Source organism: Patulibacter brassicae, assembly GCF_033949425.1.
Taxonomy (GTDB): Bacteria; Actinomycetota; Thermoleophilia; order Solirubrobacterales; family Solirubrobacteraceae; genus Patulibacter; species Patulibacter brassicae.
Map to the genome: position 1 here is coordinate 33,397 of NZ_JAXAVX010000005.1, position 26,007 is coordinate 59,403.

The 26,007-nt window shown below is 75.7% G+C and carries 21 protein-coding genes; 9 read left to right on the plus strand and 12 right to left on the minus strand.

All coding sequences use genetic code 11. The features are described 5' to 3' along the window. The first annotated feature begins 26 nt into the window (after nucleotides 1-26). Nucleotides 27-770 (plus strand): urease accessory protein UreG, encoded by a 744-nt coding sequence (ureG, locus tag SK069_RS11300; protein ID WP_319954337.1) that lies wholly within the window; start codon nucleotides 27-29, stop codon nucleotides 768-770. Continuing rightward, the gene (locus SK069_RS11305; RefSeq protein ID WP_319954338.1) at nucleotides 767-1,672 is read left to right on the plus strand and encodes an urease accessory protein UreD; all 906 of its coding nucleotides are present in this window, start codon (nucleotides 767-769) and stop codon (nucleotides 1,670-1,672) included. Before ureG ends, SK069_RS11305 begins: the two co-directional genes overlap by 4 nt. A 268-nt stretch (nucleotides 1,673-1,940) precedes the next feature. Here SK069_RS11305 and SK069_RS11310 read toward each other — a convergent pair whose 3' ends face one another. The 3 genes from SK069_RS11310 to SK069_RS11320 all read right to left on the minus strand — a co-directional run bounded on the left by SK069_RS11310 (nucleotide 1,941) and on the right by SK069_RS11320 (nucleotide 7,429). Then, nucleotides 1,941-4,046 (minus strand): PKD domain-containing protein, encoded by a 2,106-nt coding sequence (locus SK069_RS11310; protein WP_319954339.1) that lies wholly within the window; start codon nucleotides 4,044-4,046, stop codon nucleotides 1,941-1,943. A 189-nt stretch (nucleotides 4,047-4,235) separates the two neighbouring features. Further along, on the minus strand, nucleotides 4,236-5,636 hold the full coding sequence (locus SK069_RS11315) for an NAD(P)/FAD-dependent oxidoreductase (protein ID WP_319954340.1): 1,401 nt from the start codon (nucleotides 5,634-5,636) through the stop codon (nucleotides 4,236-4,238). Beyond that, the gene (locus SK069_RS11320; protein WP_319954341.1) at nucleotides 5,633-7,429 is read right to left on the minus strand and encodes a hydroxysqualene dehydroxylase; all 1,797 of its coding nucleotides are present in this window, start codon (nucleotides 7,427-7,429) and stop codon (nucleotides 5,633-5,635) included. Before SK069_RS11320 ends, SK069_RS11315 begins: the two co-directional genes overlap by 4 nt. Nucleotides 7,430-7,667: 238 nt before the next feature. Between SK069_RS11320 and SK069_RS11325 the strand changes: the two genes are divergently transcribed. Continuing rightward, nucleotides 7,668-8,345: a TetR/AcrR family transcriptional regulator gene (locus SK069_RS11325; protein ID WP_319954342.1), complete on the plus strand. Its 678-nt coding sequence runs from the start codon at nucleotides 7,668-7,670 to the stop codon at nucleotides 8,343-8,345. Nucleotides 8,346-8,353: 8 nt separating this feature from the next. Here SK069_RS11325 and SK069_RS11330 read toward each other — a convergent pair whose 3' ends face one another. Next, nucleotides 8,354-8,743 carry a hypothetical protein gene (locus tag SK069_RS11330; RefSeq protein WP_319954343.1) on the minus strand — a complete coding sequence of 130 codons (390 nt, stop codon included), beginning with the start codon at nucleotides 8,741-8,743 and terminating at the stop codon, nucleotides 8,354-8,356. A gap of 281 nt (nucleotides 8,744-9,024) precedes the next feature. Between SK069_RS11330 and SK069_RS11335 the strand changes: the two genes are divergently transcribed. From SK069_RS11335 to SK069_RS11345, 3 genes are all read left to right on the plus strand, one after another. Then, nucleotides 9,025-9,399, plus strand: coding sequence for a hypothetical protein (locus tag SK069_RS11335; RefSeq protein ID WP_319954344.1), 375 nt, complete (start codon nucleotides 9,025-9,027; stop codon nucleotides 9,397-9,399). A gap of 295 nt (nucleotides 9,400-9,694) precedes the next feature. Next, nucleotides 9,695-11,518 (plus strand): alkaline phosphatase, encoded by a 1,824-nt coding sequence (locus SK069_RS11340; RefSeq protein ID WP_319954345.1) that lies wholly within the window; start codon nucleotides 9,695-9,697, stop codon nucleotides 11,516-11,518. Nucleotides 11,519-11,824: 306 nt separating this feature from the next. Beyond that, nucleotides 11,825-13,615, plus strand: coding sequence for an MFS transporter (locus SK069_RS11345; protein ID WP_319954346.1), 1,791 nt, complete (start codon nucleotides 11,825-11,827; stop codon nucleotides 13,613-13,615). Nucleotides 13,616-13,727: 112 nt separating this feature from the next. Here the strand turns inward: SK069_RS11345 and SK069_RS11350 are convergent, their stop codons facing one another. The 6 genes from SK069_RS11350 to SK069_RS11375 all read right to left on the minus strand — a co-directional run bounded on the left by SK069_RS11350 (nucleotide 13,728) and on the right by SK069_RS11375 (nucleotide 21,632). Continuing rightward, the gene (locus tag SK069_RS11350; RefSeq protein ID WP_319954347.1) at nucleotides 13,728-14,000 is read right to left on the minus strand and encodes a hypothetical protein; all 273 of its coding nucleotides are present in this window, start codon (nucleotides 13,998-14,000) and stop codon (nucleotides 13,728-13,730) included. Nucleotides 14,001-14,048: 48 nt separating this feature from the next. Next, on the minus strand, nucleotides 14,049-14,762 hold the full coding sequence (locus tag SK069_RS11355) for a RelA/SpoT domain-containing protein (RefSeq protein ID WP_319954348.1): 714 nt from the start codon (nucleotides 14,760-14,762) through the stop codon (nucleotides 14,049-14,051). Between the two features lie 22 nt (nucleotides 14,763-14,784). Further along, nucleotides 14,785-17,148 (minus strand): phosphoribosylformylglycinamidine synthase subunit PurL, encoded by a 2,364-nt coding sequence (gene purL / locus SK069_RS11360; RefSeq protein WP_319954349.1) that lies wholly within the window; start codon nucleotides 17,146-17,148, stop codon nucleotides 14,785-14,787. Further along, on the minus strand, nucleotides 17,141-17,815 hold the full coding sequence (gene purQ / locus SK069_RS11365) for a phosphoribosylformylglycinamidine synthase subunit PurQ (RefSeq protein ID WP_406628284.1): 675 nt from the start codon (nucleotides 17,813-17,815) through the stop codon (nucleotides 17,141-17,143). The genes purL and purQ overlap by 8 nt, the downstream gene beginning before the upstream one ends. Before the next feature lie 31 nt (nucleotides 17,816-17,846). Next, nucleotides 17,847-18,074, minus strand: coding sequence for a phosphoribosylformylglycinamidine synthase subunit PurS (gene purS / locus SK069_RS11370; protein ID WP_319954351.1), 228 nt, complete (start codon nucleotides 18,072-18,074; stop codon nucleotides 17,847-17,849). 201 nt (nucleotides 18,075-18,275) lie between these two features. After that, entirely contained in the window at nucleotides 18,276-21,632 is a 3,357-nt protein-coding gene (locus SK069_RS11375; protein ID WP_319954352.1) for a hypothetical protein, read from the minus strand. A 368-nt stretch (nucleotides 21,633-22,000) separates the two neighbouring features. Between SK069_RS11375 and SK069_RS11380 the strand changes: the two genes are divergently transcribed. Continuing rightward, nucleotides 22,001-22,447, plus strand: a complete 447-nt coding sequence (locus SK069_RS11380; protein WP_319954353.1) for a hypothetical protein — start codon at nucleotides 22,001-22,003, stop codon at nucleotides 22,445-22,447. 64 nt (nucleotides 22,448-22,511) lie between these two features. Here the strand turns inward: SK069_RS11380 and SK069_RS11385 are convergent, their stop codons facing one another. Both SK069_RS11385 and SK069_RS11390 read right to left on the minus strand, forming a co-directional pair. After that, nucleotides 22,512-23,414, minus strand: coding sequence for a phosphoribosylaminoimidazolesuccinocarboxamide synthase (locus tag SK069_RS11385; RefSeq protein WP_319954354.1), 903 nt, complete (start codon nucleotides 23,412-23,414; stop codon nucleotides 22,512-22,514). 76 nt (nucleotides 23,415-23,490) lie between these two features. Further along, complete coding sequence (locus SK069_RS11390; RefSeq protein ID WP_319954355.1) at nucleotides 23,491-23,835, minus strand: hypothetical protein; 345 nt, start codon at nucleotides 23,833-23,835, stop codon at nucleotides 23,491-23,493. A gap of 249 nt (nucleotides 23,836-24,084) precedes the next feature. Between SK069_RS11390 and SK069_RS11395 the strand changes: the two genes are divergently transcribed. Both SK069_RS11395 and SK069_RS11400 read left to right on the plus strand, forming a co-directional pair. Then, entirely contained in the window at nucleotides 24,085-25,008 is a 924-nt protein-coding gene (locus tag SK069_RS11395) for a LysR family transcriptional regulator (protein ID WP_319954356.1), read from the plus strand. Nucleotides 25,009-25,074: 66 nt separating this feature from the next. Continuing rightward, nucleotides 25,075-26,001: a LysR family transcriptional regulator gene (locus tag SK069_RS11400; protein WP_319954357.1), complete on the plus strand. Its 927-nt coding sequence runs from the start codon at nucleotides 25,075-25,077 to the stop codon at nucleotides 25,999-26,001. Nucleotides 26,002-26,007 lie beyond the last annotated feature (6 nt).

A 26,007-nucleotide genomic window follows, 5' to 3' on the forward strand; every position in this document is an offset into this window, starting at 1 on the left:
CCCTCCCGCCGACCGAAGGAGCACCCGTGCACGACCCGAACGCGACCTACGCCCCGCCGTATCCGGTGCGCCGCAACGGCACGACGATCCGGATCGGCGTCGGCGGTCCCGTCGGCTCCGGCAAGACGGCGCTCGTCGCCGCGCTCTGCCGGCGGCTCGCCGACCGCTTCCCGATCGCGGTCGTGACGAACGACATCTACACCCGCGAGGACGCCGAGGCGCTGCTGCGGGCCGGGGTCCTGCCCGACGAGCGGATCGTCGGCGTGGAGACCGGCGGCTGCCCGCACACCGCGATCCGCGACGACATCTCGATGAACGCCCGGGCGATCGAGGACCTGGAGGACCGCTTCCCCGAGTTGCGGCTCGTGCTCGTGGAGAGCGGCGGCGACAACCTCGCGGCGAACTTCAGCCCCGAGCTCGTCGACTGCGCGATCTACGTCATCGACGTGGCGGGCGGCGACGACGTCCCGCGCAAGGGCGGCCCGGGCATGACGCGCTCCGAGTTGCTCGTCATCAACAAGGTCGACCTCGCTCCGCTCGTCGGCAGCGACGTGGCGATGATGGTTCGCGACGCCGACGCCCTGCGCGCCGGCGCGCCGACGCTCGCGGTGTCCGTGATGCACGGCGACGGGTTCGACGGGGTCGTCGACTGGGTGTCGACCGCGGTGCTCGAGCGCCGCTGGACCCCGGCGACGTCGACGGCCCGGCCCGACCACCACCACCGCCACGACCCGGACCACGAGCACCGGCACGGCCACCAGCACGCGTGAGCACGGTCGCCGCGGACCACGCGCGCCGCGCGGTCCCGCCTCCCGCGCCGGCGCCTGGCGCGATCCCGGACGGGCCGACCGCGCGGGCCCACCGCCACGGGCGGCTCGTCGCGACGATCGAGCGTCGCCGCGGGCGGGGCGCGCTGACGGCGCAGGAGATCGCGTTCCCCGCGGGCACGGTGCGTCTCACCGAGCCCGACGGCGACGGGGTCGTCGAGCTCCAGCAGACGGCGCCCTCCGGCGGCCTCCTCGGCGGCGACCGGCTGGAGGTCGCGGTGCGGGTCGGCGCGGACGTCGACGTCTCGCTCGTGACCCAGGGGGCGACGCGGGTGTACCGCCCGGCGGACGGACGCAGCCCGACGCAGCTGCGCACCGCGCTCGCGGTCGCCGACGGCGCCCGCGTCGAGTGGGTCCCGCACCACCTGCTCCTCTACCGCGGCGCGCACGTCCACCAGCGGACGGCGATCGACGTCGATCCCGGCGGCGGCCTGCTGGCGTGGGAGGCGCTGTCGGCCGGGCGGACCGCCCGCGGCGAGCGCTTCGCCTGGGCCGGCCTCGACACCCGGCTGCGCGTCACCCGCGGCGGGGGCCCGCTCGTGACCGACGGCGCGGTGCTCGACGGAGGCGGCGAGCCGTTCGACGGCGCGGACCTCTGCGTCGCGGTCGTGGCGGTGCTGCCGCGTCCGAGCGCCGCCGCGGCCGCCGGGCTGGCGGACGAGCTGCACGACGTCCTGACCGCGGCGCCCGGCGTGCTCGGCTCCGCGTCGGTCCCCGCGCCGGGGTGCGTCGTGGCGCGCGTGCTGGGGCGGGACGCGCCGTCGACCTACCGCGCCCTGCACGGCGCGCGCGAGGCCGTCCGCGCCGCATTGGGCCTCCCGCGCCCAGCCCGCCCGATCGCCTGAGCCGGGCGGAGCCGCCGACGCCGCGGACGCCGCCTCCTCGCTCGGATGAAGCCGGTCACGCCCGACGGGACGGCCCGTCCGACGGCCTCCGCCGGCGCGCGCCACGCGGGCGGGCCCGGTGCGCGGACGCTTGGCCCGCGGGACAGCCCCGGGGCACGGGGCGGGCGCGAGGATGGACGCTCCGGCGGCGCGTCTCGGCGCGCCGCCGGAGACCGTCTCGGACGGCCGGGTCCGGCCGGGTGGGGCACCCGGCCGGCCCGCGCCGCCCTCACCGCAGGCGCAGGGTGCGGCTCAGGAGCTTCGACGCGACCTTCCCGTCGGTCCCGATCGCCCGGACCCGGACGCGGTAGGTGCCCTTCGCGAGCCGCGGGAGCCGGAGGGTCCAGCGGCCGTTGCGCAGGGACGCGCGGACCCAGGTGCGCCGCGACGCGGCGAGCGTCCCGCTCCGGAAGCGCTTGCCGCGCAGCAGGACGACGCGGTTGCGGCGCTTCGTCGTGCGCGCCACGCCGACCTCGACGCGCGTGGCGCTCGTCGCCGTGCCGCGCAGGGTCCGCCAGGCGCTCGTGCGCTTGCGCAGCGCCCGGCACCGCTTCGCGCTCAGGCGGCGGCCGCACGCCGGCTGCGTGAGGGCGACCTTCGGCCGGACGACGCGGGGCTGCTCGCGCGGCGGGTCATGGACGACGGTCGTCGCGTCGACCTGGACCGTCGCGGTCCGGACCGCCTCGTTGCCCTGCGCGTCGCGGACGCGGACGGTCACCTCCTTCGGGCCGGGCGTCGTCCACGCGTGCTGGACCGTCGCCCCGATGAGGCGCGTCCCGTCGCCGAGGTCCCAGACCGGCGTGTCGCCGTGCAACGCCGACCACTGGTCGGTCGCGTCGGCGCGGAGGACCTGCCGCAGGCCGGCCGGCACCCGGGCCGGGACGTCGAGGCCGCCGATCACCGGCGCGCCCTCGTCGCGGACGAGCAGGTGGTGCCGCGGTCCGTCCCCGAGGTCGCCCGTGACCGCGGCGACGAGCGTGCCGCGTCCGTCGCCGACCGCCTCGACCTCGGCGTACGGCGTCGGCCGCGGCGGCAGCAGGTCGCTCGCCGGGCCGGTCGGCGACATCGCGCCCGGGCCCCACGTCAGGCCCCGCAGCACCTCGTCGCCGCCGACCTTCCCCGCGAGCAGCGCCACGAGCCGGCCGTCGGGGGTCGCGCGCAGCGCGCCCTCGCGGACCGTCAGCGTCCCGGGGACCGGGGCGAGCGCGGTCCACGCGCCGCCCGCGGGCCGGCGGACGAGGCCGACGCCGTCCTCCGCGACGTTGTTCGTCGTGCGCTCGTAGAGCAGCGCGGCGGAGCCGTCCGAGAGGATCACGGGGTCCAGCACGCGCGTGCGGTCGTTCGCCGCCTGCCCGTGCTCCTCCGGCGCCTCCCACCCGGACCCGGACGAGGAGCGCATCGCCGACCACGCGTGGAGCACGTTGCCGACGGCCCACTTCCACGTGACGATCGCGCGTCCGCCGGGGCCGGTCGCGATCTTCGGCGTCGTCCCGCTCCGGCCGGCGTCGGCCGGCCCGGTGAGCGACGACGTCGCCCCGATCGCCCCGCCGGCCGGGCGCGTCGCGGTCCGGATCGACCAGCGATCGTCGGCCTCCGGGACGGTGGTCCCGCCCGCGTGGCGCTCCGCCCACGCCAGGACCGTCGCGCCCTGGTCGTCGACGGCCACCGCGGGCTCGTCGGCGTCGCGGACGCCGTTGCTCAGCGCGTGGATCGCCGACCACGCGCCGTCCGGTCCGTGGTCGGCGAACTCGATGATCCGCCGCCGGTCCACCGCGGTCGGCACGGTGGTGGCCTGCCGGCCCCAGACGACCGCCCCGCGACCACCGTCGGCGGCGGCCGCGACGCACCGCGCGACGTCCGGGTGGGCCTCGGTCGTCGTGCTCAGCAGCTGCGGGGCGCTCCACGTGCGCGCGCCGGGCGCGCGACGGGTGACGAGCAGCCCGCGCGGGCCGTTGCCGGGATCGGCGCCCTCGACGGTCGTGATGCACGCCGTCGCCGACCCGTCCGGCGCGACGTCGACGTCCGCGCGCAGCGGCAGTCGCCCGCCGCCGGCGTCGACGACGAGCTCGTCGCGCCATGGGCCGCCGTCGTCGCGCACCCGCAGCCGAGCGCGGGTCACCGGCGGCATGACCTGCAGGACGCTGACCTCGGCGCTCGTGAGGCGCCCGTCGCGGTCCATGCCGAGGGACCGGCCCTCGGTGATCGGATCCGCGAACGGGAACGGCCCGAGGTGGGCCCAGTCGGCGGCGTCCGCCGCCGGTGCGCTCACCGCGGCGCCGACGACCACGGTCAGGAGGACGAGCCGCGCGCGTCGGCGGCGGTGGGTGATGGACATGCCACCACCCTGCTGCGGTCCCCCGACCCCGCCATCGGGGCGCACCCTGAACCGGGACCCCGATCCCGGGGGCGTCCCACCCCGCGGCGGCGTGCTCCCGCCTCGGCGGTCGCACCGTCCCACGCCACGACGTGCTCGCGCCTCAGCGGTCGCGCGCGCCCGACGCCACGACATGCGCCTCGCCCGGCGTCAGCCTCGCCGCGCGCCGACGCGCTCGAGCGCGTCGCCGCACGCCGTGGCCACGTCCCGGCCCAGCGACGTCACCGCGGCCCGCCGGTCCCCGCGGCGCAGGAGCGACCGCGCCGCCAGGCCGGCCGCTCGGTGCGGGGGCAGCACGCGCGAGGGACGGCGCCGGCGCGCGAACACCTCGAGCATCGCCGCGGCGATCGACGGGTCGCCGGCGGCCGCGCGGTAGACCTCGGCCTCCAGCGGCGTCAGCGCGGTGCCGCGGGCGAGCGCGTTCGTCCACTGGTAGACCTCGAGGCACTCCCGCTCGCGCTCGCGCTCCCAGCGAGCCGTCGCCGCGTCGAGCGCCACCGGGTCGTCGAGCACGGGCGCGACCGCCACGCCCAGCCGCCGCCCGTAGTGCAGCGCGTCGCGGATCCCCTGGGCGGTCACCGGGTCCTTGAAGTGGCCGGCGTCCCCGGCGAGCGCCCAGCCCGGCCCGGCGCTGCGCCGGAAGTAGCTCGCCAGCCGCGTCGCGGAGCGGACCTTCCCGACGAGCTCGGCCCCGACGAGCCGCCGCTCGAGCGCCGGCAGGCGCGCGATGGTCGCGCGGTAGGCGCCCTCGCGGTCGGCGGTGAAGGCGTCCCGGCGAGCCACGGGCGGCTGCAGCAGGACGAGCACGAGCCCGCCGTCGCAGGGGAACGCCGTGCCGAGCTCGCCGTCGGCGCGCCACTGGGCCGCGATCGAGCGCCACGCCGGGTCGGCGGGCGCGTCGCGCCAGTAGCCGAAGAAGCAGTCCCGGCCGCTGCGGCGCTCCCGCTGGGGCTCCAGCGCTCCGACCTCCTGCGCGACGCGGCTGCGACGGCCGTCGGCGCCGATCACCAGCGGCGCGCGCAGCGTCGTCTCGTGGCCGTCGCGATCGCGCACGCGCACCCCGGCGACGCGGTCGCCGTCGCGCAGGAGCCCGGTGACCGTGCTGCGCTCGCGGACCTCCGCCCCGGCCCGGCGGGCCGCGTCGACGAGCGCGGCGTCGAGGGCCGGCCGGCGCACGCAGAGGCCGTGGTCGATCCCGTCCACGACCGGCTGGTCGACCTCGATCTCCATCCCGGCCGCCCCGGCCAGGGCGCGGGTCAGCGACGGGGCGCCCGACGCGCGCACGGCCTCAAGCGCCCCGAGCCGCCGCAGCTCCGCCACGCCGGCGGGCCACAGGAGGTGCGTCGAGAGCGTGTCCGACGGGAACGCCGCGCGGTCCAGGACGACCACTCGCCGGCCGGCGCGCGCGAGCTCGATCGCGACCGCCGATCCGGCGCAGCGCCCGCCGACGACGAGCACGTCGGCGTCCGTCGCGGCGTCCGCGTGGCGCGCCACGGCCGCCGGCGCGGGCGCCGCGACGGGACCGCCCGCGCGGTCCGCCGGGCCCCTCATCCGAGGTCGAGGAGGTTCGGCTGGCCGGCCTTGAAGCGGGCGGCGTCGATCTGCTTCAGCGGCTCGAGCGCCGGCAGCTCGTAGAGCGACCAGAACCGCGGCGGCGCCTTCGGCGAGTCGGCCGCCTCGAGGATCGCCATCGCCGCCGCCCGGCCGGACGTGTTGGCGCCCTCCATCGTCGCGAGGTCGACGTTCGTCTGGATGTGGTCGCCGCCGAGGAACAGGTTCGGGATCCGCGTGCGGGCCGTCGGGCGCTTCTCCCAGGTTCCGACGGTGTTCACGAGCAGCGGCGTGACGTTGCGATTCTGCCCGGTCCGGCCGTTCCAGACGATCCCCGGGTCGAGCATCCAGCTGTGGATCGCGCCGCGGTCGAGCTTCCGCCCGGCCGTCTCGTGGCGGCGGATCTGCTCCCAGACCTCGACGGCGACCTCGGTCGGGGAGCACTGCTTGGCCGGCTTGCCGAACACGACCCCCGGCGCGTCCCAGTTGGAGATGTCGACGGAGAGCACGTCGACGACGCGACCGTCGCCGTAGTCGCGCGCCATCCGGCGCTCCTTCCAGAACTGCGCCTGGGTCAGCGCCGTGAGCGCCCACGGTGCGTCGAGGAAGGAGATGTGACCGCGGACGAGCCCGGGGCTCTTCGTGAGGAAGTACTGGATGCCGACCATCCAGTCGGTCTTCAGGGCGTTCATGCCCTCCAGCGACGGGTCGGCGCGCAGGACGTCGGCGTTCATCAGCGGCCGCGTGCGCTCGACGGGCGCCGCGATGACGTACCAGTCCGCGGTCACCGTCCGTCGCCGCCTGCGGGCGTTGCGCACCCGCACCGACGCCACGCGGCCGTCGCGGATCTCGACGTGCTCGGCCGCCCAGCCGACCTGGAACCGCACGCCGAGCGACTCGAGGTGGTGGACCCAGGGATCGATCCAGGCCTCGTTCGTCGGCAGGTCGAGGACGCGGTCCAGCTCGCCGTCGTTGCCCAGGCCCATGATGTTGAAGACGAACGCCTCCCCCATGTTCCCGATCGTGCGGGTGGAGGCGATCGTCTCCTTCGCCGCGACGAGGTTGCGCGTCAGCCCGGCCGCGAGGACGCGCTGGTACTCCTTGGACCGGCTGCCCGCGCCGACGAAGTCCCACCAGCTGCGCTTCTCCCATTGGCCGAAGCGGCGTGCGTCGGACGACGTGAGGAACACGAGCAGGCGCTCTACGAAGTACGCGAGCTCGTGCGGCGGGACGCCGGTCCCGCCGAGCATGTCGGTGAGCGTCTTGCGCAGCCCGTCGACGGTGAGGAGGCCGACCGGGTCGGGGCCGATCCCGAGCGGGCCGGCGTCCGCCTTGCCGTCCGCGCGCAGGAACTGGCCCTCGCTCGCGGCCACGAGGTGGTCGCCGACCGTCTTGCCGCGGAGGTGCGGGATCCGGCGCATCGTGTTCGGGACGTGGTGGTAGAAGCCCGGGAAGAACCGGAACCCGTGCTCGCCCGGCAGGTCCTTGCGCCCGCCGGTGCCGGAGCCCGCCAGCGGGATGCTCCGGGCCTTGCCGCCGAGGGCGTTGCGCTCGTAGACGGTGACCTGGAAGCCGCGCTCGGCGAGCTCGTGGGCGGCGGTGAGGCCCGCCATGCCGCCCCCGAAGACCGCGACGCTGCGGCCGCGGGTGACCTGACGGCGGGCGCCCTGGGCCCAGGCGGGCGTCGCGAGCGCGGCGCCGGCCGCCGCGGCGCCGACGGCGCCCTGCTGCACGAAGCGCCGGCGGGAGAGGCCCTCCCCCGCGGTCGCCGTCGGATCCGTCTGCCCAGCCATCGCTCCACCCGTTCCTTCCGTGCTGCCGACCGCGATCCCGGAGGACGCGACGAGCGGCGATCGCCCCCCGACGATCGCCGTCGTCCGTCCCGTCCCACCGGGCGTTCCGACGGCGCACCCGTGCCGCCGTCGCGACCGTAACCGACACCTCTGTCGGTTGTCAACGGATCGAGAAACGGCGCGTTCCCCTCGTGCGCCAAGGGCAGAGTCGGCGATCTGGCGCTGCTAGCCTGCGCGCATGTCGGTTCCCTCGGCACCGTCGAAACGCGCGGCGCCGGACGACCGCAGGCCAGCCGCGACGCCCCGCCGCCGGCTCTCCGGCGCGGCCCGCCGTGGGGCGATCCTCCGGGGCGCGCTCGGGGTCTTCGCCGCGCGCGGCTACGACGGGGCGAGCATGGCCGAGCTCGGCACCGCCGCCGGCGTGACGCGGACGGTCCTCTACGACCACTTCCGCTCGAAGCAGGAGCTCTACGTCGCGCTCGTCGAGCAGCAGAATGCGCTCTTCCTCGGCCACGTCGGGGCGCGGATCACCGGCGAGGGCTCCACGAGCGAGCGGATGCGGGCGACGATCGACGCCGTCTTCCACTTCGCCCAGGCCCACCCAGCGGCGTGGGCGCTGCTGTTCGGCGCGATGACGGGTGGCGACGACGCCGTCGCCGACACGCGGCGCGCGCTGCGCGCCGGCCAGGTCGAGGCCGTGGCCGCGCTGCTCGCGCGCGACGCGCACGAAGCGGGCCTCGACCGCGATCCGGCGCAGATGGCCGTCATCGTCGAGATGCTCATCGGCGCGCTGACCGGCGCGGTCGCGTGGTGGCGCCGCGAGCCGTCGGCGACGCGCGACGCGGTCGTCGACGCGGCGATGGAGCTGCTCTGGACGGGGCTCGGCCGCCCGGCCGCCGAGCGCGAGCGCCGCTGACGACGGGTTCAGGCCCTGCCCACCACGAGCGCCTCGTGGAGCGCCGCCACCTGGGCGGCGACCTCGGGGAGCTGCTCGAGCAGCGCGGTGCGGTCGCGCAGGTCCGCGAGCAGGGCCTGGACCTCGGCGAGCGTGCCTTGCGTCTCGGTCAGCGCGCCGGAGACGGTGACCAGCGTGCCCTCGACCGTCGTGAGCGTACCTTCGACCGTGGAGAGCGTCGCGCTGACGGTGCCGAGCGTCCCGTCGACGTTGCCGAGCGTGCCGGAGACCTCCGAGAGCGTCGAACCGACCTCGCTGAGCGTGCCGTCGACCCGCCCGAGGACGACGTCGACGTTCGCGATCGTGCGGTCGGCACGGCCGAGGAGCTCGGCCGGGTTCTTCGGGATCAGGCGGGCCATGCGGTCCTTCCGGTTCGCGCCCCGCCCGGCGTCGCGGACGCGCCACGGAGCCCCTGGGACGATTTGCTACTCACGGTCGGAAGTCTCGCGGCTCGACCGCCCGCCCGTCAACCCTGTCCGGCACGCCGACACTGGGACTCGAGGGCGCGTGCCCGCCGGCCGCAGGCGCGCCGGTCCGCTCGCGTTCGCGCACCACGCCGGCTGGGGCCGCAACAGGTCGTTCACCGGCTGGTAGCGCGGCGTTCACCCGACGACCCCGTCCCGGTGTGAAGGTGCCGATCGTGCGGCCCCCCGCCCACCACCCAGGTGCACTCGCCCGGACGGCGCGGCTCCTCCTGCTCACGCTGCTGGCGAGCGCCGTGGTGGGCGTCCTGGCGGACGTCGCGCTCGACGCGCTGGGCGCGCACCACGAGCACGACGGCGCCGGCGTGCTGACGCACGTCGGGCTGTCCACCGTGGCCGCCGCCGCGATCGCAGCGCTCGGCGCGCTGCTCGCACTCGCCGCCCTGCGCCTCGGCGACGGGGCCGCCGGGCCGGCCCTGCCGATCGTCCCGGGCGCGGCACCCACCGCGGCGCGCCACGCGGGCCGGAGCGCCCGCCCCGCCCCGCCGTCGGCCCGGCCACCCGGTCGCGCCCCACCGCTCCGCGCGGGCTGACGCCCGCCCATCGACGCACGGCCCCGGCGCCCGGTCGCCGCCCGTCGCGGCGCCGCCAGCGCCCCGCGTCCGTCCGCCGCGACCGGTCGCGCGCCCCTCCCCGGCCCGCGATCGGCGCCCGCGGCGCCGCACGACCCCGGCGGCCGTGGCGGCCGCCCCGCCGTCCGCGACGCCCCCGCACGCGGTCGACGACCGCTCGTCCTCCCGCCCGCTCGGCGCCCCGTCGCCCGGCCACGTCGCGCCGTTCCGGCCCGGCGCCCCCACCTCCCCACCCCACCACCCCCGAAGGAGCACCATGTCCCCGCACGTCCCGCGGCGCCGTCGCGCGCTGCTCGCGGCCGCCGCCGCGGCCGTCACCCTCGGCGCGGCCGCCACCGCCGTCGCGGTCGTCCCCTCCGGCGACGGCGATCACTCGGCCACGCTCGCCGGCCAGATCGATCCGCAGAAGCCGAAGAACGTCATCCTGCTCATCGGCGACGGCACCGACGAGGCGATCATCACGGCCGCCCGGAACTACGAGAAGGGCGCGGCCGGCGCGTTCGACGGACTCGACAGCCTGCCGTTCGTCGGCGACATGACGACGTACGGCCTGAAGGTCGGCAAGAAGGCCAACGGGCAGTACCCGATCGCCTACGTGTCGGACTCGGCGCCCACCGCCTCGGGCTGGTCGACCGGCAAGAAGACCGTCGACAGCCGCCTGTCGCAGGGCCCGTCCGAGGCCGACACGACGCCGGGCGAGGACTACGAGACCGTCCTGGAGCGGTTCAAGGCCGACGGCAAGCGCGTCGGCAACGTGTCGACCGCGGCGCTCACGGACGCCACGCCGGCGGCCGCGGGCGCGCACATCAACCTGCGCGAGTGCCAGGGTCCGGAGAACATGGCCCGCTGTGCCACGGCGAGGAAGAGCGCCGGCGGCAAGGGCTCGGTGGCCGAGCAGCTCGTCGACAACGAGATCGACGTGCTGCTCGGCGGCGGACTGAACCGCTTCCTCCAGGCGACGGACGATGGCCCCACGGTCCTCGACGACGCCAAGGACGAGCACGGGTACCGTGAGCTGCGCACAAAGGCCGACCTCGACGCCGTGACGTCGCTGAAGGACGGTCCCGTCCTCGGGCTCTTCGCCGGGAGCACCAACCCCGCGTCTACCACCGGCGAGAACATGCTGCCCCTCTACAAGCCGCTGGTGGCGGCGGCCGGTGGGAACGGTACCCCCGCGGCACCGAAGACCTGCGAGGTCGAGGACCGGGGCACCCAGCCACGCCTGGGCGATATGACCCAGAAGGCCATCGACCTGCTCAAGCAGGAGAACGACAAGGGCTTCTTCCTGCAGGTCGAGTCGGCGATGGTCGACAAGCAGGAGCACGCGGCCGACGCGTGCGGCGCGATCGGCGATCTCGCCGAGCTCGACCGCGCGACGCAGATCGCACTCGCGTTCCAGCAGGAGGATCCGAACACGCTGATCATCGTCACCGGCGATCACTCGCACTCGACGCAGATCGTCGGCGGCACGTCGGGCGGCAAGGCGACGGCCACGGTCAAGACGGTCGACGGCGACCCGATGACCATCGGCTACAGCACGGCCGAGCCGCCCATCAACGGCAGCACGTCGCAAGGCCACACCGGCTCGCAGATCCGGGTCGCGGCGAAGGGCCCGCAGGCGGCGAACGTCAACGGCTTCATCGACCAGACCGACCTCTACCGGATCATGCTCGGCCAGACCCCCAGCACCCTCCCCGAGGGGCCGACCCGCACGGTGACCACGCCGGGCGCGACGGTCACCGTCCCGGGCGCGACGGTCACCGTCCCCGGCCCGACCACGACGGTCACCCAGCCCGCCCCGGCGGCCCGCCCGAGCGTCTCGCTCGCGCCGCTCTCCGCGGTCGGCCGCACCGCGCTGCGCCGCTCCGGCCTGCGCGTGAGCGTCGCCGCCACGGGCGCGAAGGGCGTCACGGTCGAGCTGCGCCGCGGCAGCACGACGCTGACCCGCAAGGCGCTCGGCGCCTCGGGCGGCGCCACGACCCTCAAGGCGTCGACGTCGCGCGGCACGCTCCGGGTCGTCGTGACCGCCAAGGGCGCGGGCGGCACCGCCACCGCCAGCCGCAGCGTGCGCGTGCGCTAGGCCGCTCGCTCCCGGGGCGTCCCGCCGCGCGGCGGGCCCCGGACCCGGCTCCCGGCCGGCGCCTCCCCGAGCGGGCGGCGCCGGCCGTCGTCGTTCTCGGCCCCGGCCGCACCGGCAGCCCGCCCGCCCCGCCGGCGCCTCGTCGAACGCCGTCGCGCCCGACCACCGGCGCTGCGCCAGATCGCTTCGCTCGAGAAAGTTCGCTTGCTACGTTCGACCGGCGTCGGCCCTCGTGCGCGGTCGACCGCGCCTCGCCCTCGTCGCGGCGGACGCCCCGTTCGTCGCGGCCTCCCCCCTTGCTCTGCGATGTCCCTCGCCGCCACCGCCTCGCCCGCCGTCGCCGAGCCCGGCGATCGCTACCGCTGGATCGCGCTGTCGAACACGACGCTCGGGATCCTCATCGTCACCCTCAACCAGTCGATCCTCATGATCGCCCTGCCGGACATCTTCCGGGGGATCGACCTCGACCCGCTCGCGCCGGGCAACACGAACTACCTGCTGTGGATGATCCTCGGCTTCATGGTCGTGACGGCGGTGCTCGTCGTCAGCCTCGGCCGGCTCGGCGACATGTACGGGCGGGTCCGGATGTACAACCTCGGCTTCGCCGTGTTCACGGTCGGGTCGATCCTCTGCTCGGTCGTCTGGCTCGACGGCAGCGCCGGCGCGCTGTGGATCATCGGCATGCGGGTGATCCAGGGGGTCGGCGGCGCGCTGCTGATGGCGAACGCCTCGGCGATCCTCACCGACGCCTTCCCCGCCCACCAACGCGGCATGGCGCTCGGGATCAACGGCGTCGCCGCGATCGCCGGGTCGTTCCTCGGCCTCATCGTCGGCGGCGTCCTGGCGCCGGTGTCGTGGCGGCTCGTGTTCCTCGTCTCGGTCCCGTTCGGGCTCTTCGGCACCTGGTGGGCGTATCGCAAGCTCGTCGACCAGGGCCAGCGGCGCCGCGCGCGCATCGACTGGTGGGGCAACGCGACGTTCGCGATCGGGCTGATCGCGGTGATGGTCGGGATCACCTACGGCATCCAGCCCTACGGCGACCACGACATGGGCTGGACGAGCCCGAGGGTCCTCGCGCTCGTCGGCGGCGGGCTGCTCGTGCTCGCGCTCTTCGTCACGATCGAGCTGCGCTCGGAGGAGCCGATGTTCCGGCTCTCGCTGTTCCGGATCGGCGACTTCACGGCCGGCAACCTCGCGAGCCTCCTCGCGTCGATCGGTCGCGGCGGCCTGCAGTTCGTCCTCATCATCTGGCTGCAGGGGATCTGGCTGCCGCAGCACGGCTACGACTTCCACGACACGCCGCTCTGGGCCGGCATCTACATGCTGCCCACGATCGCCGGGTTCCTCCTGGCCGGACCGGTCTCGGGGATCCTCTCGGACCGCTACGGCGCGCGGCCGTTCGCGGTCGTCGGCATGCTCGGCACCGCCGCGAGCTTCGCGCTGCTCATCGCCCTGCCGGTCGACTTCGCCTACCCCTGGTTCGCGCTCGTCCTGCTGCTCAACGGCCTGTCGATGGGGCTCTTCGCGTCGCCGAACCGGATGGCGATCATGAACAGCCTGCCCGTCGACCAGCGCGGCGCCGGCGCCGGGATGACGGCGACGTTCCAGAACTCCGCGATGGTCCTGTCGATGGGCGTGTTCTTCTCGCTCATGATCGTCGGCCTGGCGTCGAGCCTCGGGCCGGCGATGCACGACGGCCTCGTCGCCCACGGCGTCCCGAACGCCGACGCGACCCGGATCGCCGACCAGCCGCCGGTCGTCGTCCTCTTCGCGTCCTTCCTCGGCTACAACCCCGTCGGCACGCTGCTCGGCCCCGAGGTGCTGCACGCGCTGCCCGCCGCCCAGGCGCACGAGCTGACCGGCCGCGAGTTCTTCCCGCACCTCATCTCCGGCCCGTTCGGCGACGCCCTGACGGCGGCGTTCAGCTTCGCGCTCGTCGCGTGCCTCGTCGCCGCCGCGGCCTCGCTCTTCGCGCGCGGCAAGGCCGAGCACGTCCTCGGCGAGACCCGCGGCGAGCGCGCGCTGGCCGGCGAGGCCGTCGACCCCGGTCTCGACGGCGCCGCCGCGGCGCTGCTGCCCTCCGGCCGCGGCGAGTAGCCCGGACGCCGGCCGGCCGCGTGGCGGGTTCGCCTCACCCCTCGAGGCGCATCCGCCACGCCCTGCCGTTGAGCGCTCGCGGACGGTCAGCCCGCGAGCGGCGACGAATCGCCTAGCCCTGCCGGGCGATCACGTCGCGGAGGTAGGTGACGAACGGGTGGTCGTCCTCCGGAGACATGAAGTAGCTGGAGTGCGTCTTGCGGATCGTCTCCAGCGAGTCGGCACCGAGCAGCACGACCTCGATCTGCGGGTCGTGCCGGTAGCGCTCCTCGATCTCGTCGTAGGCCGCCAACGCGGCGTCGTAGTCCTCGCCGTACTCGTCGACGTGCGCGACCTCGCGACCGATGTCGTACGTGATGAGGAAGTGGCGGATGGGGTCACCCACGCCACTCATTGAACCACGGGTTCCGTCGTGGCTCGCGAGAGAAACGGCTCAGAAACGACGCAGGACGCGGAGAAACGCCTCGAGCTCGTTGCGAGCGATCTCACCACGCTCGTCGGCCGCCATCAGCTCGGACATCAACCGATACGCCTCGAGCGCCTCCCCGTCGCCCTCGCCGAACTTGAGCCCGACCCCGATGCGTCGGCCATCGCGCTCGACGGTGTTGGCCCAGAGATCCTGTAGCACGGTGCGGATCTGGACCTCGACGAAACGCTCTCGCTTCACGACGACGAGGTGGCGTGCGCGGTACCCATCAATCTTGGGCTCCACGACGTAATCCCGGTACCGCCGGATGGTCCAGTTCTTGCGGAGACGTCGAGCAACGGCGACGGCGTCCGCCTCGTTCGGGACGACGATACGGCAACCGCCGATGTCCTCCATACGGCTGAGCCGCATGCCCTCGAACCGCACGAGCTTGTCGATGATCGTTCCGAACTTCTTCAGGCGCTGGCTCACGCGTGCCCCGGCAATCGGAGCGGCATAGTGACGGAGATTCGCGCCGACGAGGCGAAGTGGCTCCGCATGCGCGGAGCGCCAGTGCCGAACGACGTTCGCCTTGGCCACGAAATCTGCGTAGCCATCGAAGGCGGATCGATCGAACTCGATCTCCGGCGCCCGAGCCGGATCAGGCGTGAGCAGCGCGGCCACCAACGCGCCCGCCGCAGCGTCGACCGACCGCTTCGAAGGCAGGGTCTCGTCAGCCATCTGACGAGACCCTACGTCTCGATCAGGCGAAGAAGCGCGCGAGCGCCCCGTGGGCCTCGCGCAGCTCGTCGAGCGAGAGGCTGATCGTCGTCGGGCCCGCCGTGAGCTCGAGGCGGTCGCCGCCGACGGTGCCGAAGACGTCCAGCGGCACCTGCTCGCCGAGGCGATCCAGCGCCTCGCGAGAGCCGGAGACGATGAAGCCCGCCGGCCACTCGCCGAAGAGGATCGCGTCGCTCAGGCCGTCGCCGGCGTGCTCCGCGTCGACCTCGTGGCGCCAGCCGCGGCCGCCGGCGATGCAGCACTCGGCGATCGCGGTGAGGAACCCGCCCTCGGCGACGTCGTGCGCCGAGGAGAGCTCGCCGGCCCGGACCGCGTCGCGCACGGCGGCGATCACGCGCTGCGCGTGGTCGAGGTCGACCTCCGGCAGGCCGTCGGGCAGCTCCTGCCCGCGGAGCTTCGCGAGCTCGGACGCCTCCAGCGTCGGCAGGACGTTCCAGCCGACGAGGGCGACCGCGTCGCCGTCGCGCTGGAACCCCAGCGGCGCGGCCGCGCGGACGTCCGGGACCTTGCCGACCATGCCGACGACCGGCGTCGGGTAGATCGGCCCCGTCGTGCCCTCGTTGTAGAGCGAGACGTTGCCGCCGACGACCGGCGCGCCGGTCACGCGACAGGCGTCGCCGAGCCCGCGGACGGCCTCGGTGAGCTGCCACGCGATGTGCGGCTTCTCCGGGTTGCCGAAGTTCAGGTTGTTCGTCAGCCCGAGCGGCTCGGCCCCGACGCACGCGAGGTTCGCGGCGCACTCCAGGACGTTCCACGCCGTGCCGGTGTACGGGTCCGCCGCGACCCGGCGACCGGAGCCGTCGATCGAGACGCCGACGCCGGGAACGGGCGCGTCGAGGGCGGGCCGGCGGTCGGCCGGCAGCGGGCCGTTCGGGCCGGCCGGGCCGGGCACCATGAGGACGGCGGCGTCGGCCTCACCCGGGCGCTTCACCGTCCGGGACTGGACGACGCAGTCGTACTGCTCGAACAGCGGCCGGCGGGACGCGACGTTCGGGCTGGCGAGCAGCGCGAGCAGCGTCTCCTGCGGCGTCGTGTCCGGGGCGAGCCTCGCGGGCGGCGCCGGATAGAGCGCCGCGGGACCGCCGGCGGGCCTCTCGGGATGGATCGCGTAGACCGGGCAGTCGTCGACGAGCGCCGGGACCGGCATGTCGCCGACGAGCTCGTCGCCGTCGAACACGCGGAAGCGCCGCGAGTCGGTGACGACGCCGATCGCCGTCCCGTGGACGTCCCACTTGTCGGTGATCGCGACGACCTCGTCGACCTTGTCCGGCGTCACGACGCAGAGCATCCGCTCCTGCGACTCCGAGACCATGACCTCGAAGGGCTCCAGCCCCTCCTGGCGCCGGGGGACGAGCGACACGTCGAGGTCGAGGCCGACCTCGCCCTTCGACGCCATCTCCGACGCCGACGACGTCAGGCCGGCGGCGCCGAGGTCCTGCAGCGAGACGAGCAGGCCCTTGTCGAGCAGCTCGAGGCAGCACTCGACGAGCTTCGACTCCTCGAACGGGTCGCCGACCTGCACCGTCGGGCGCATCGACTCGGCCCCATCGTCCCCACCGACGAGCTCCGCCGAGGCGAGCACGGACGCGCCGCCGATGCCGTCGGCACCGGTCGAGGCGCCGAACAGGACGACGACGTTGCCCACGCCGGTGGCGGCCGAGAGCGTCAGCCGCTCGCGCTCGACGAGCCCGAGCGCCATCGCGTTCACGAGGCAGTTCGTCTCGTACGGACCCTCGAAGTACACGTCGCCGCCGATGTTCGGCACGCCGATCGAGTTGCCGTAGTGACCGATGCCGCGGACGGCGCCGTCGAGGAGGAAGCGGGAGCGGATCGCGCCCGCGGTCGGCTCGCCGTCCTCGTCCACGTCGTCCACGTCACCGAAGCGCAGGGCGTCGAGCACCGCGATCGGCCGGGCGCCGAGCGCGAAGATGTCCCGCAGGATCCCGCCGACGCCGGTCGCCGCGCCCTGGAACGGCTCGACGGCCGAGGGGTGGTTGTGCGACTCGACCTTGAAGGTGATGAGCCAGCCGTCGCCGACGTCGACCGCGCCGGCGTTCTCGCCCGGGCCGAGGACGAGCGCGGGGCCCTCGGTGGGCAGCGTGCGCAGCAGCGGCTTGGAGTGCTTGTAGGAGCAGTGCTCGCTCCACATGAGCGAGAACATCGCGAGCTCGACCTGGACCGGCTCGCGACCGAGCTTCTCCGTGACGAGCGCGTACTCGTCGGCGGTGAGGCCCAGCGCGATCGCCTGCTCGACGCCGGGCGGGGTCCCGACCGGGGTCGCGTCGGCGGCGACCTCGCGGGCCGTGGGCAGCGGGGCGTCAGACACGAGCGGCCTCCGCGGGGGACCGGAAGAGCAGGAGCCCGTCGACCGAGCCGGTCAGCGGGTCGGTCGCGTGCTCGGGGTGGGGCATGAGGCCGACGACGTTGCGCTGCGCGTTGCAGACGCCGGCGACGTTCGCCGACGAGCCGTTCGGCCGGTCGTCGGCGGCGTACGTGAAGACGACCTGGTCGTTGCCGCGGACCTCGTCCAGGAGGTCGTCGGGCGCGTACCAGCGACCGGTCTGGTGCTTCGCCGGGATGACGAGCTCCTGCCCGGCGCTCGTGGCCGCGGTCCAGGCGGTGTCGGCCGCCTCGACGCGCAGCGTCACGTCGCGGAAGGTGAAGCGCCGCGAGAGGTTCATGAGCATCGTGCCCGGCAGGAGGCCCGCCTCGCAGAGGACTTGGAAGCCGTTGCAGATGCCGAGCACCGGCCCACCGGCGCGGGCGAACTCGGCCACGGCGCCCATCGCGGGGCTCAGCGCCGCGATCGAGCCGGCGCGCAGGTAGTCGCCGTAGGAGAAGCCGCCCGGGACGACGACCGCATCGACGCCCTTGAGGTCGCGGTCGCGGTGCCAGAGGAGCTCGGCGTTGCCGACCCCGACCGCCCGCTCCGCGGCCAGCACGGCGTCGATCTCGTCGCACGTGCCCGGAAACTGAACCACGCCGACCTTCATCGAGCGCCTCCCGGCGCGAGAACGCGGAGCATCACGCGTCGACCTGGATCTCGTAGTCCTCGATCAGCGGGTTCGCCAGGAGCTTCTGGCAGATCGCGTCGAGCTCCCCCGCGTCGGCGACGTCGAGCTCGACGAGCCGGCCGATCCGGACGTTCTCCGCCGGCTGGAACCCGAGCTGCGGCAGCGCCTGCTCGACGGCCGTGCCTTGCGGATCGAGGATCCCGGCCTTCGGCCGGATGAGGATGCGGGCGTGGGGCATCGCGAGGGTCCTGGGGTCGCCGGGCGAGGAGGGCGGACGCGGCACGACGAGAGCGGCAGCATCGCGCGGTCCGGACGCCGGATCCTACCGACGCGCCCCGCCGGACCCGCGCCCGTCTCCCCGGAGCCTCCGGCGGACCACGTGGTCCGCCGACGGGCCGGGCCGGGGCGCCGCGGCGCCCCGGCCCGCCGGATCAGCCCCTCACCGCACGACCACGATCTGCGGCAGCGAGAACGAGCGGGAGCGGGACGGCCCGTTCTTGCGCGACGGCACCCGCGTCCGCACGCGGTAGAGGTACGCGCGCCCCTTGATCCCGGTGAACGAGAACGTGTACCGCCCGTTGCGCCGCACGGTGGTCGTCGCCACGTCGTCGTAGCGCTTGCAGTCCACGCGCCGCTGGACCGAGATCTGCAGTCCGACCCGGGGGTACGGCTTCGTGATCCGGCCGGTGATCGTCACGCGACCGTTGCGGACCGACGTCTTCGACACGAGCGTCCGGCGCACGAGCCGCAGCGTCCGGCTGGCCCGGCCGTCGACGACGACCCGGTAGCGGGTCGCGCGCGGCGGGTTGCGCGGCGCCGCGGCGAGGGCGCTGAACTGGCCGTCCCGACCGACCGTCGTGCGCGCGACCGTCCGTCGCGCGCGGCCCGGCTGGAAGAGCTGGACCTGCACGGTCTTCCCGGCCAGCCGCTCCAGCGCCACGCCCGACACCCGGGCGCGTGTCCCGGACTGGCGGACGTTGATCAGCGCGGACGTCCCGCCGGCGCAGGCGAGGAAGTCCTGGGCGACCTCGCCGCTGGTGGTCGGGGGTGGCGTGCCCTGGCGGTCGGCCCCGGGCTGGACGACGGTGATGCGACTCGTCCTCGTCGCCTCGTCGCCGTTGCTGTCGCGCACCGTGATGACCGCGTCGTAGTCCCCGGACGGGACCTTCTCCGGCGGCAGCAGCCACGCGCAGCCCTTCGCCGCCGCGTCGTAGTACCCGGCGACCGTCACCGGCGCGCCGCCCCCGGCCGGGGTGACCGTGATCGAGCAGGACGTCACCGCGCCGCCGGACCCGGGGGTGGCCGGGACCGCGACGACCGGTCCGACGACGACGGGCTCACCGACGGTCGGCCCGGCGAGGACGATCTCCCCCGTGCTGACGACCTCGCGGCCGTTGCCCTGCACGAGCGTCACGCGGGCGTCGTAGGTGCCGGGCGGGAACTGGGCGCGGGGCAGGGTCGCGCGGCAGACGCCGTCGGCGAACGTGCCCGGCAGCGTCACGGGGTCGCCGCCGGCCTTCGGCGTGATCTGCACCGAGCAGCGCTCGACCGGCGAGTCGCCCGGCGTCAGGACCCGCACCTGCACCTCGCGGTCCACGAGCGTCGGCGGCCCGACCGTCGCGTCGACCGGCACGCCGCCCGGCACCTTCGCGGTGCTGCTCGCCGTCGACCGGAAGCCCGCGCTGTCGGTCGCGGTGACCGTCACGTCGTACTCGCCGTCGGGGACGGAGGACTCGGGCAGCGTCGCCGAGCAGGTCGTGCCGCTGACGGTGCCCTCGATCGTCGTGGTCGCCCCGCCGCCGCGCGGCGTCAGCGCGAAGGTGCACGCGTCGCCGGCGATCGTGCGCCCGTCGGCCGGGACGATCGTCGCCGAGGCGTCCCGTCCGTCGACCCCGATGCTCGTGATCGCGGGACCGCCGTCGAGGTGGACGCGCTCGGTCCTCGTCGCGACGCCTCCGTCGGAGTCGGTGACGGTCGTCGTCACGTCGTAGTCGCCCGAGGCGAGGTCGGCCGGCAGCTCGCCGACGCACCGCCGCTGCGCGGCGTCGTAGGTCACCGGTCCGAGCGGCACCGGTCCGCCACCGACGGCGGTCACCGCGACCGCGCACCCGGAGGCGGCGTCGATCGTCGCGTCCGTGCCCGGCACGACGTCCCCGACGACGAGGCTCCGGCCGTCCTGGGCGACGTCCCCGATCGCGGGACCGGCGATCGTGCCGGAGCCCTGACCCTGGGCGCTGCCGCCGTCGGAGTCGACCCCGATCCCCACGACGTCGTAGGTCCCGGGCGGGAACTGCGCGGCCGGCAGCGGCGCGGAGCAGCCGGCGCCGTCGACGTCGACCGTCCCGGCCACCGCCTTCGTGGGCCCGTCGGGCCGCAGCGTCAGCTCGAAGCGGCAGCTCTCGATCGTCGTGCCCGAGGCCGGCGAGAAGTCGGCCCGCGCGGTGCGGCCGTCGAGGCGGACGTTGGAGACCTCGGGACCGCCGATGGCGACCGGCCCGGAGCCGGACGCCTCGTCGCCGAGCGAGTCGGTGACCCTGACCGCCACGACGTACTCGCCGGGCGGGAACGTCGCCTCCGGCAGCCGGGCGACGCAGCGCTGCGTCCCGGACACGGCGTCCGTCTCGACCGTCGCCGGCACGCTCGCGGGCGCGCCGCCGGCGGGCGTGACCGTCAGGGTGCAGGCGTCGCCCGCGATCGTCGCGCCGGCGCCGGGGACCACGACGCTCGCGACGTCGCGGCCGTTGAGGGTCGGTGCCTCGACGCGCGGCGGCGCGAGCCGGAACGACCCCTCGGGGCTCGTGGCGCTGCGCGAGGTGCTGTCGACGACGGTGACCGTCGCGCGGTACTCGCCGTCACCGGGCGGGAACTGCTGGCGCGGGAGCTGCGCGCGGCAGCGCCCGTCCGCGAACGCGCCCTCGACCGTGACGGAGGGGCCGCCGCCGGGCGGGGCGACGGAGAACGAGCAGCGCTGCACGGTCGCCCCCTCGGCCGGCGCGACCTCGGCGGAGATCGTGCGTCCCTCGACCTCGGGCGCCGCGGCGCTCGCGGTGGCGCAGGCGCCCGCGCCGGCGTCGACGCGCGAGACCGCGACGGAGACGTCCAGCAGCCGGACGCCGAGCTCGAGGACCTCGACCCGCAGGCCGGTGCGCTGCGTGCCCGCCGCGGTCTCGCGCAGGTCGCCCGGCGTGAGGCGCACGATCGGACCGAGCGGCCCGAGCGCCCCGCTGAGCTGCACGACCTCGTCCGTGAGGTTCACGCGCTGCCCGAAGACCGTCACGTCCGCGACGTCGAACGACGAGGTCGCGGTCGCCGTCCCGTCGACGCACCGCGCCCGCACCCGCGACTCGACCGCGGCGACCTTCACCAGCGACGTCACGCCCGCGAGGGAGACGTCGAGTCCCGCCACCCGCGCGTAGGCCTCCGGCTCGCGCGCCGACACGGGGCGCGCGACGTCGGTCGTCGTCGACGTCGTGAGCAGCCCGACGTCGATGCCGAGCGGGCGCAGCACGTTCAGCACCTGCTGCAGCCCGCCCCCGAGCGGCGAGTTCGTGCTCGTGCGGCAGGCCGTGTCGTCGCTGCCCGTCGCGAGGAGGTCCTCGATCGGATCGAGGACGCCGGCGCCGACCAAGCGGAGGTCGAGCGTCTCGGCACGACAGCTCCACTCGTCCTGCGGCGCGGCCGCGGAGGCCGCCGGCGCGAGCGTCACGGCGGCGAGGGTCGCCGCCACGAGGACCGACAGGAGCCCGGCGAGGCCCCGCGCCGGGCGGTCGGTCGGATGCAGTGAGCGTCTGCGCATGAGGACGGCTCCTCGTCTTCGGGGACGCCGGGCGAGAGCCCGGCGGGGGATGGCCCAGCATCCCCCAATCGACGGGGCAAGCGTCAAGGACGGATGGTCCTCATATCGCCTCGTCCATCGGTCCAGACCCGGTCCCGCGGACGTCCGAGCGGCCCCCAGCGCGCGACGCGACCCCCCGATCGGGGCATCCGCCGGCCGCGGCGCGCATGCGAGACGCTCGCCACCCGCCGTCGGACGCGGTCTCTCACGGCCCTCTCACGATCGGTGAGACCCCCGTGAGAGGGGCGCCCCGCGACGACCGGGCGACCGTACGGTGCTCCCGAGCCGCGTCCCCCCCCCGCGGCCGTCCCCCCAAGGAGCGCATCGCCATGTCCCCCATCACGCCCGCCCTCCGTCGCCGGGCCGCCCTGCCCCTCGCCGCGTTCGCCCTCGCCGGGGCGGGCGCCGGCGCCCTCGCCCTGACCGGCCCGGACGACGCGTCGGCCCGGTGCGTCGACGAGATCGGCGGCAAGCTCGTCCCCTGCCCGACGCCGATCACGTACCCCACGAAGGTCGCGCACGTCGGGACGGTCGCCGTCCGCCGCGGCGCGACGCTCGGCGTCCGCGCGACCCCCCGGCAGAACGCCCACCAGTACCGGCAGCTCAAGCCGGGCGCGAAGGTCCTCATCGTCTGCCAGACCCGCGGCAGCAAGGTCAAGGGCACGTACGGACCGACCCGGATCTGGAACCGCCTGAAGCACGGCGGCTGGGTCAGCGACGCGTACGTCTACACCGGCAGCAACGGGCGCGTCGCGCCGAACTGCCCGACGCGCTGAGCGACCCCGCGCCCGACGCGGCGCCGGCCGCGCACCGGCGTCCGTCGCTCGCGGCCGCCGCGGGTCAGGCGCGCGTGCGCTCGAGCCAGGCCGAGAGCGGCTCGCCCGTGATCCGCTCGTACGCCTCGGCGTAGCGCTCCTGCGTCCCCTTGACGACCTCGGCCGGGATCTCCGGCGCCGGCGGCGTCTTGTCCCAGCCCGACGAGGTCGCCCAGTCGCGGACGTACTGCTTGTCGAAGCTCGGCGGCGTCGTGCCGACCTCGAACCCGTCCGCGGGCCAGTATCGCGAGCTGTCGGGCGTCAGCGCCTCGTCGCCGAGCACGAGCTCGCCCGTCTCCGGGTCGAGCCCGAACTCGAACTTCGTGTCGGCGAGGATCACCCCGCGCGAGCGGGCGTGCTCGTGGCCCAGGCGATAGAGCGCGATCGACGCCTCGCGCACGCGCGTCGCCAGCGCGTCCCCGTCCCCGTCCGGCGCGACCGGCGCCAGCAGCTCGGCGGCACGGGCGAAGTCGATCGCCTCGTCGTGCGTGCCGAGCTCCGCCTTCGTCGAGGGCGTGAAGATCGGGACCGGCAGCTCCTGGCTCTCCTGCAGCCCGGCGGGCAGCTCGATGCCGGAGACCGTGCCGGACGCCTGGTAGTCGCGCCAGCCCGAGCCGGTGATGTGCCCCCGCACGACGGCCTCGATCGGCAGCATCTCGAGCTTGCGCACGACGACGCCGCGGCCGCGGGCCTCCTCGGGGATCCCGTCGGTGTAGGAGACGACGTGGTTGGCGATGACGTGGCTCGTGCGGTCGAACCAGAACGCCGAGATGCCGGTGAGCACGGCGCCCTTGCCCGGGATCGTGTTCGGGTGCACGACGTCGTACGTCGACACGCGGTCGCTGGCCACGAGCAGCAGGCGGTCCCCGAGCTCGTAGATGTCGCGGACCTTGCCGCTGGCCAGGAGGGGGAGGCGGTCGAGCGTCACGCCGGGCAGGCTACCCGCCGACGGCGCCCGACCCCCGGCGCGGCGCGCGTCCGCCCCGTCGGACGCGCGCCGGGCCTCAGCGCCCGCGACGCAGCGCGACCCGCCACCACGTCGCGGCCTCGACGCGCGCGACGCGTCGCAGCGCCTCGACCGCCCCGGCGGTCGGCCACGCGGGGTCGGCGATGACCGCGCCGTCCTCCACCGCGAGCGCGGCGAGCGGCGCTCCCGCCGCCTCGGCGAGCAGGACCGGCCCGGTCGGCACCGCCGCGTCCGCGGCCGCGGCGAGCCGCTCGAGCGCCTCGGCGTCGGCGGCGGTCGCCCGGCGGACCTCGAACGTCGCCGGCACCCGGACGCGCACGGCGCGCTGCGCCGCGCGGCGCAGCTCATCGTCGGGGGTGGAGTTCAGGAGGGTCGCGCCCATGGGTGGCCTTTCGTCGTCTCGTCTCGTGCCCCGAGGGTGCCGGCCCCGGCGGGCCGCGGACAGGCCGCTCGCCGCGCCGCCGGCGGTTCGAGCCCGGTCGGGCCCTCGACGGTGGCGGGCCGCCGTCCGGTTCTCCATCGCACCTGCGCATGACGGCCATGCGCCGCGCCGCGCCCCCGCGCCGCGCATGGGCGCCATGCCGCTCCCGCATGGTCCTCGCGGCCCGGGCGGGCTACCGTCGGAGGGACCATGGAGCTCCTGCACCTGCGGGTCCTCCGCGAGGTCGCCCGCCGCGGGTCGATCTCCGCGGCCGCCGACGCCCTCGACTACACCCAGCCCGCGGTCTCGCGCCAGCTCGCGATGCTCGAGCGGCAGACCGGTCAGGCGCTCGTCGAGCGCACCCCGCGCGGCGCCCGCCTGACCGCCGCCGGCGAGGCGCTGCTGCACCACGCCGACGAGATCCTCGACCGCGTCGCGGCCGCCGAGCGGGAGATGCGCGCGATCTCGACGCTCGGCGCCGGCAGCGTGCGGCTCTCGGCGTTCCCCTCGACCGTCGGCTCGTTCGTGCCGGCGGCGCTGCGCGGGTTCCGCGATCGCTACCCCCGGGTCCGCGTGGCGTTCGAGCTCGCCGAGCCCGGACCCGCGCTGGAGCTCCTGCGCCAGGGACGCGTCGACGTCGCGGTGACGAGCCTCGGCGCGGCGGCCGGCCCGCCGCCCGGGTTCCGCGCCGTGCCGCTGATCGAGGACCCGATGCTCCTCGCGCTGCCGACCGACCATCCGCTGGCGGAGCTCGAGGAGGTGCCGATCGCGGCGCTCGCCGGCGAGGCGCTCGTCCTCGGCTCGCCGCGCACCTGCCCGGACTGCGACGTCGTGCAGGCCGCCTGCGAGGAGGAGGGGTTCGCCCCCAACCGCGCGTACGTGGCCGACGACTACGGCGCGACGCTCGGGCTCGTGGCGTCGGGCCTCGCGGTGGCGACGGTCCCGCAGCTGGCGCTGCACCATCCGCGTCCGGACGTCGTCGTGCGCCCGCTGGAGCAGCGGATCGTCCGGCGGATCGTCGCGATGACCCCCGCGGCCGCGTCCGGAGCGGCGCGCGACGCGCTGCTGGAGGCGCTCGTCGCGGCGGCCGCCGCGCACGAGAGCGCCTTCACCGCCGCGCGGACCGTCGCCTAGCGGGTCCGGCGCCGCGGACGCGCTGCGTCCCGCACGAGCATTCCGAGGTGGCATAGTCAGCGGTGGATGAGCGAGCGACCCGCACCCCCGGCGACGCACGACCTCGAGGCGCTCGTGGCCGCGGTGGAGACCGGGACGATGAGCGGGGCCGCGGAGGCGCTCGACCTCACCCAGTCAGCGGTGACGAAGCGGATCGCGCGGCTCGAGGCGCAGCTCGGCTCGCTGCTGCTGGAGCGCGGCCGCTTCGGCGTGCGCCCGACGCCGGCCGGTGCGCTCCTCTACCCGGAGGCCAAGCGCGCCCTCGACGTCCTGCACCGCGCCGCCGACCTCGTCCGGGCCGAGCGGACCGAGCGGCAGGAGACGCTGCGGATCGCCGCGAGCCACACCGTCGGCGAGTACCTCGTGCCGGAGTGGCTGGCCGAGCACCGTCGCTCGGGCGGCCCGCCCGTGCGGGCGGCGGTGACGATCTCCAACTCGCCCGCCGTGCTGCAGGCCGTCCGCGACGGCGATGTCGACCTCGGCTTCGTCGAGCACGACCAGCCGGCGACGGGCCTGGAGACGCTCGTCGTCGGCCGCGACGAGCTCGTGGCCGTCGTCGCCGCCGACCATCCGTGGGCGCGCCGCGAGAGCGTCCCGGTCGGCACCCTCGTCTCGGAGGCGTACCTCACTCGCGAGCCGGAGTCGGGCACGCGGACCGTCGCCGAGCACGCGCTGGCCGCCGCGGGCGTGTCGCTGCGTCCGGCGCTCGAGGCGATGAGCCTCGAGGCGGTGAAGCGGTCCGTCGCGTCCGGCGGCGGGTTCGCGCTGCTCTCGCCGCTCGCCGTGGGCCGCGAGGTGGAGGCCGGCCGCCTGGCGACGGCACGGGTGGAGGGCGCCGACCTGCACCGCGAGCTGCGCGCCGTGCGGCGCCGCAGCTCCTCGACCTCGGTCACCGGCAGCGAGCCCGCGCGGCGGCTCTGGCGCTGGCTCGAGGCGCGCCCGACCGCGACCTGACGCCGC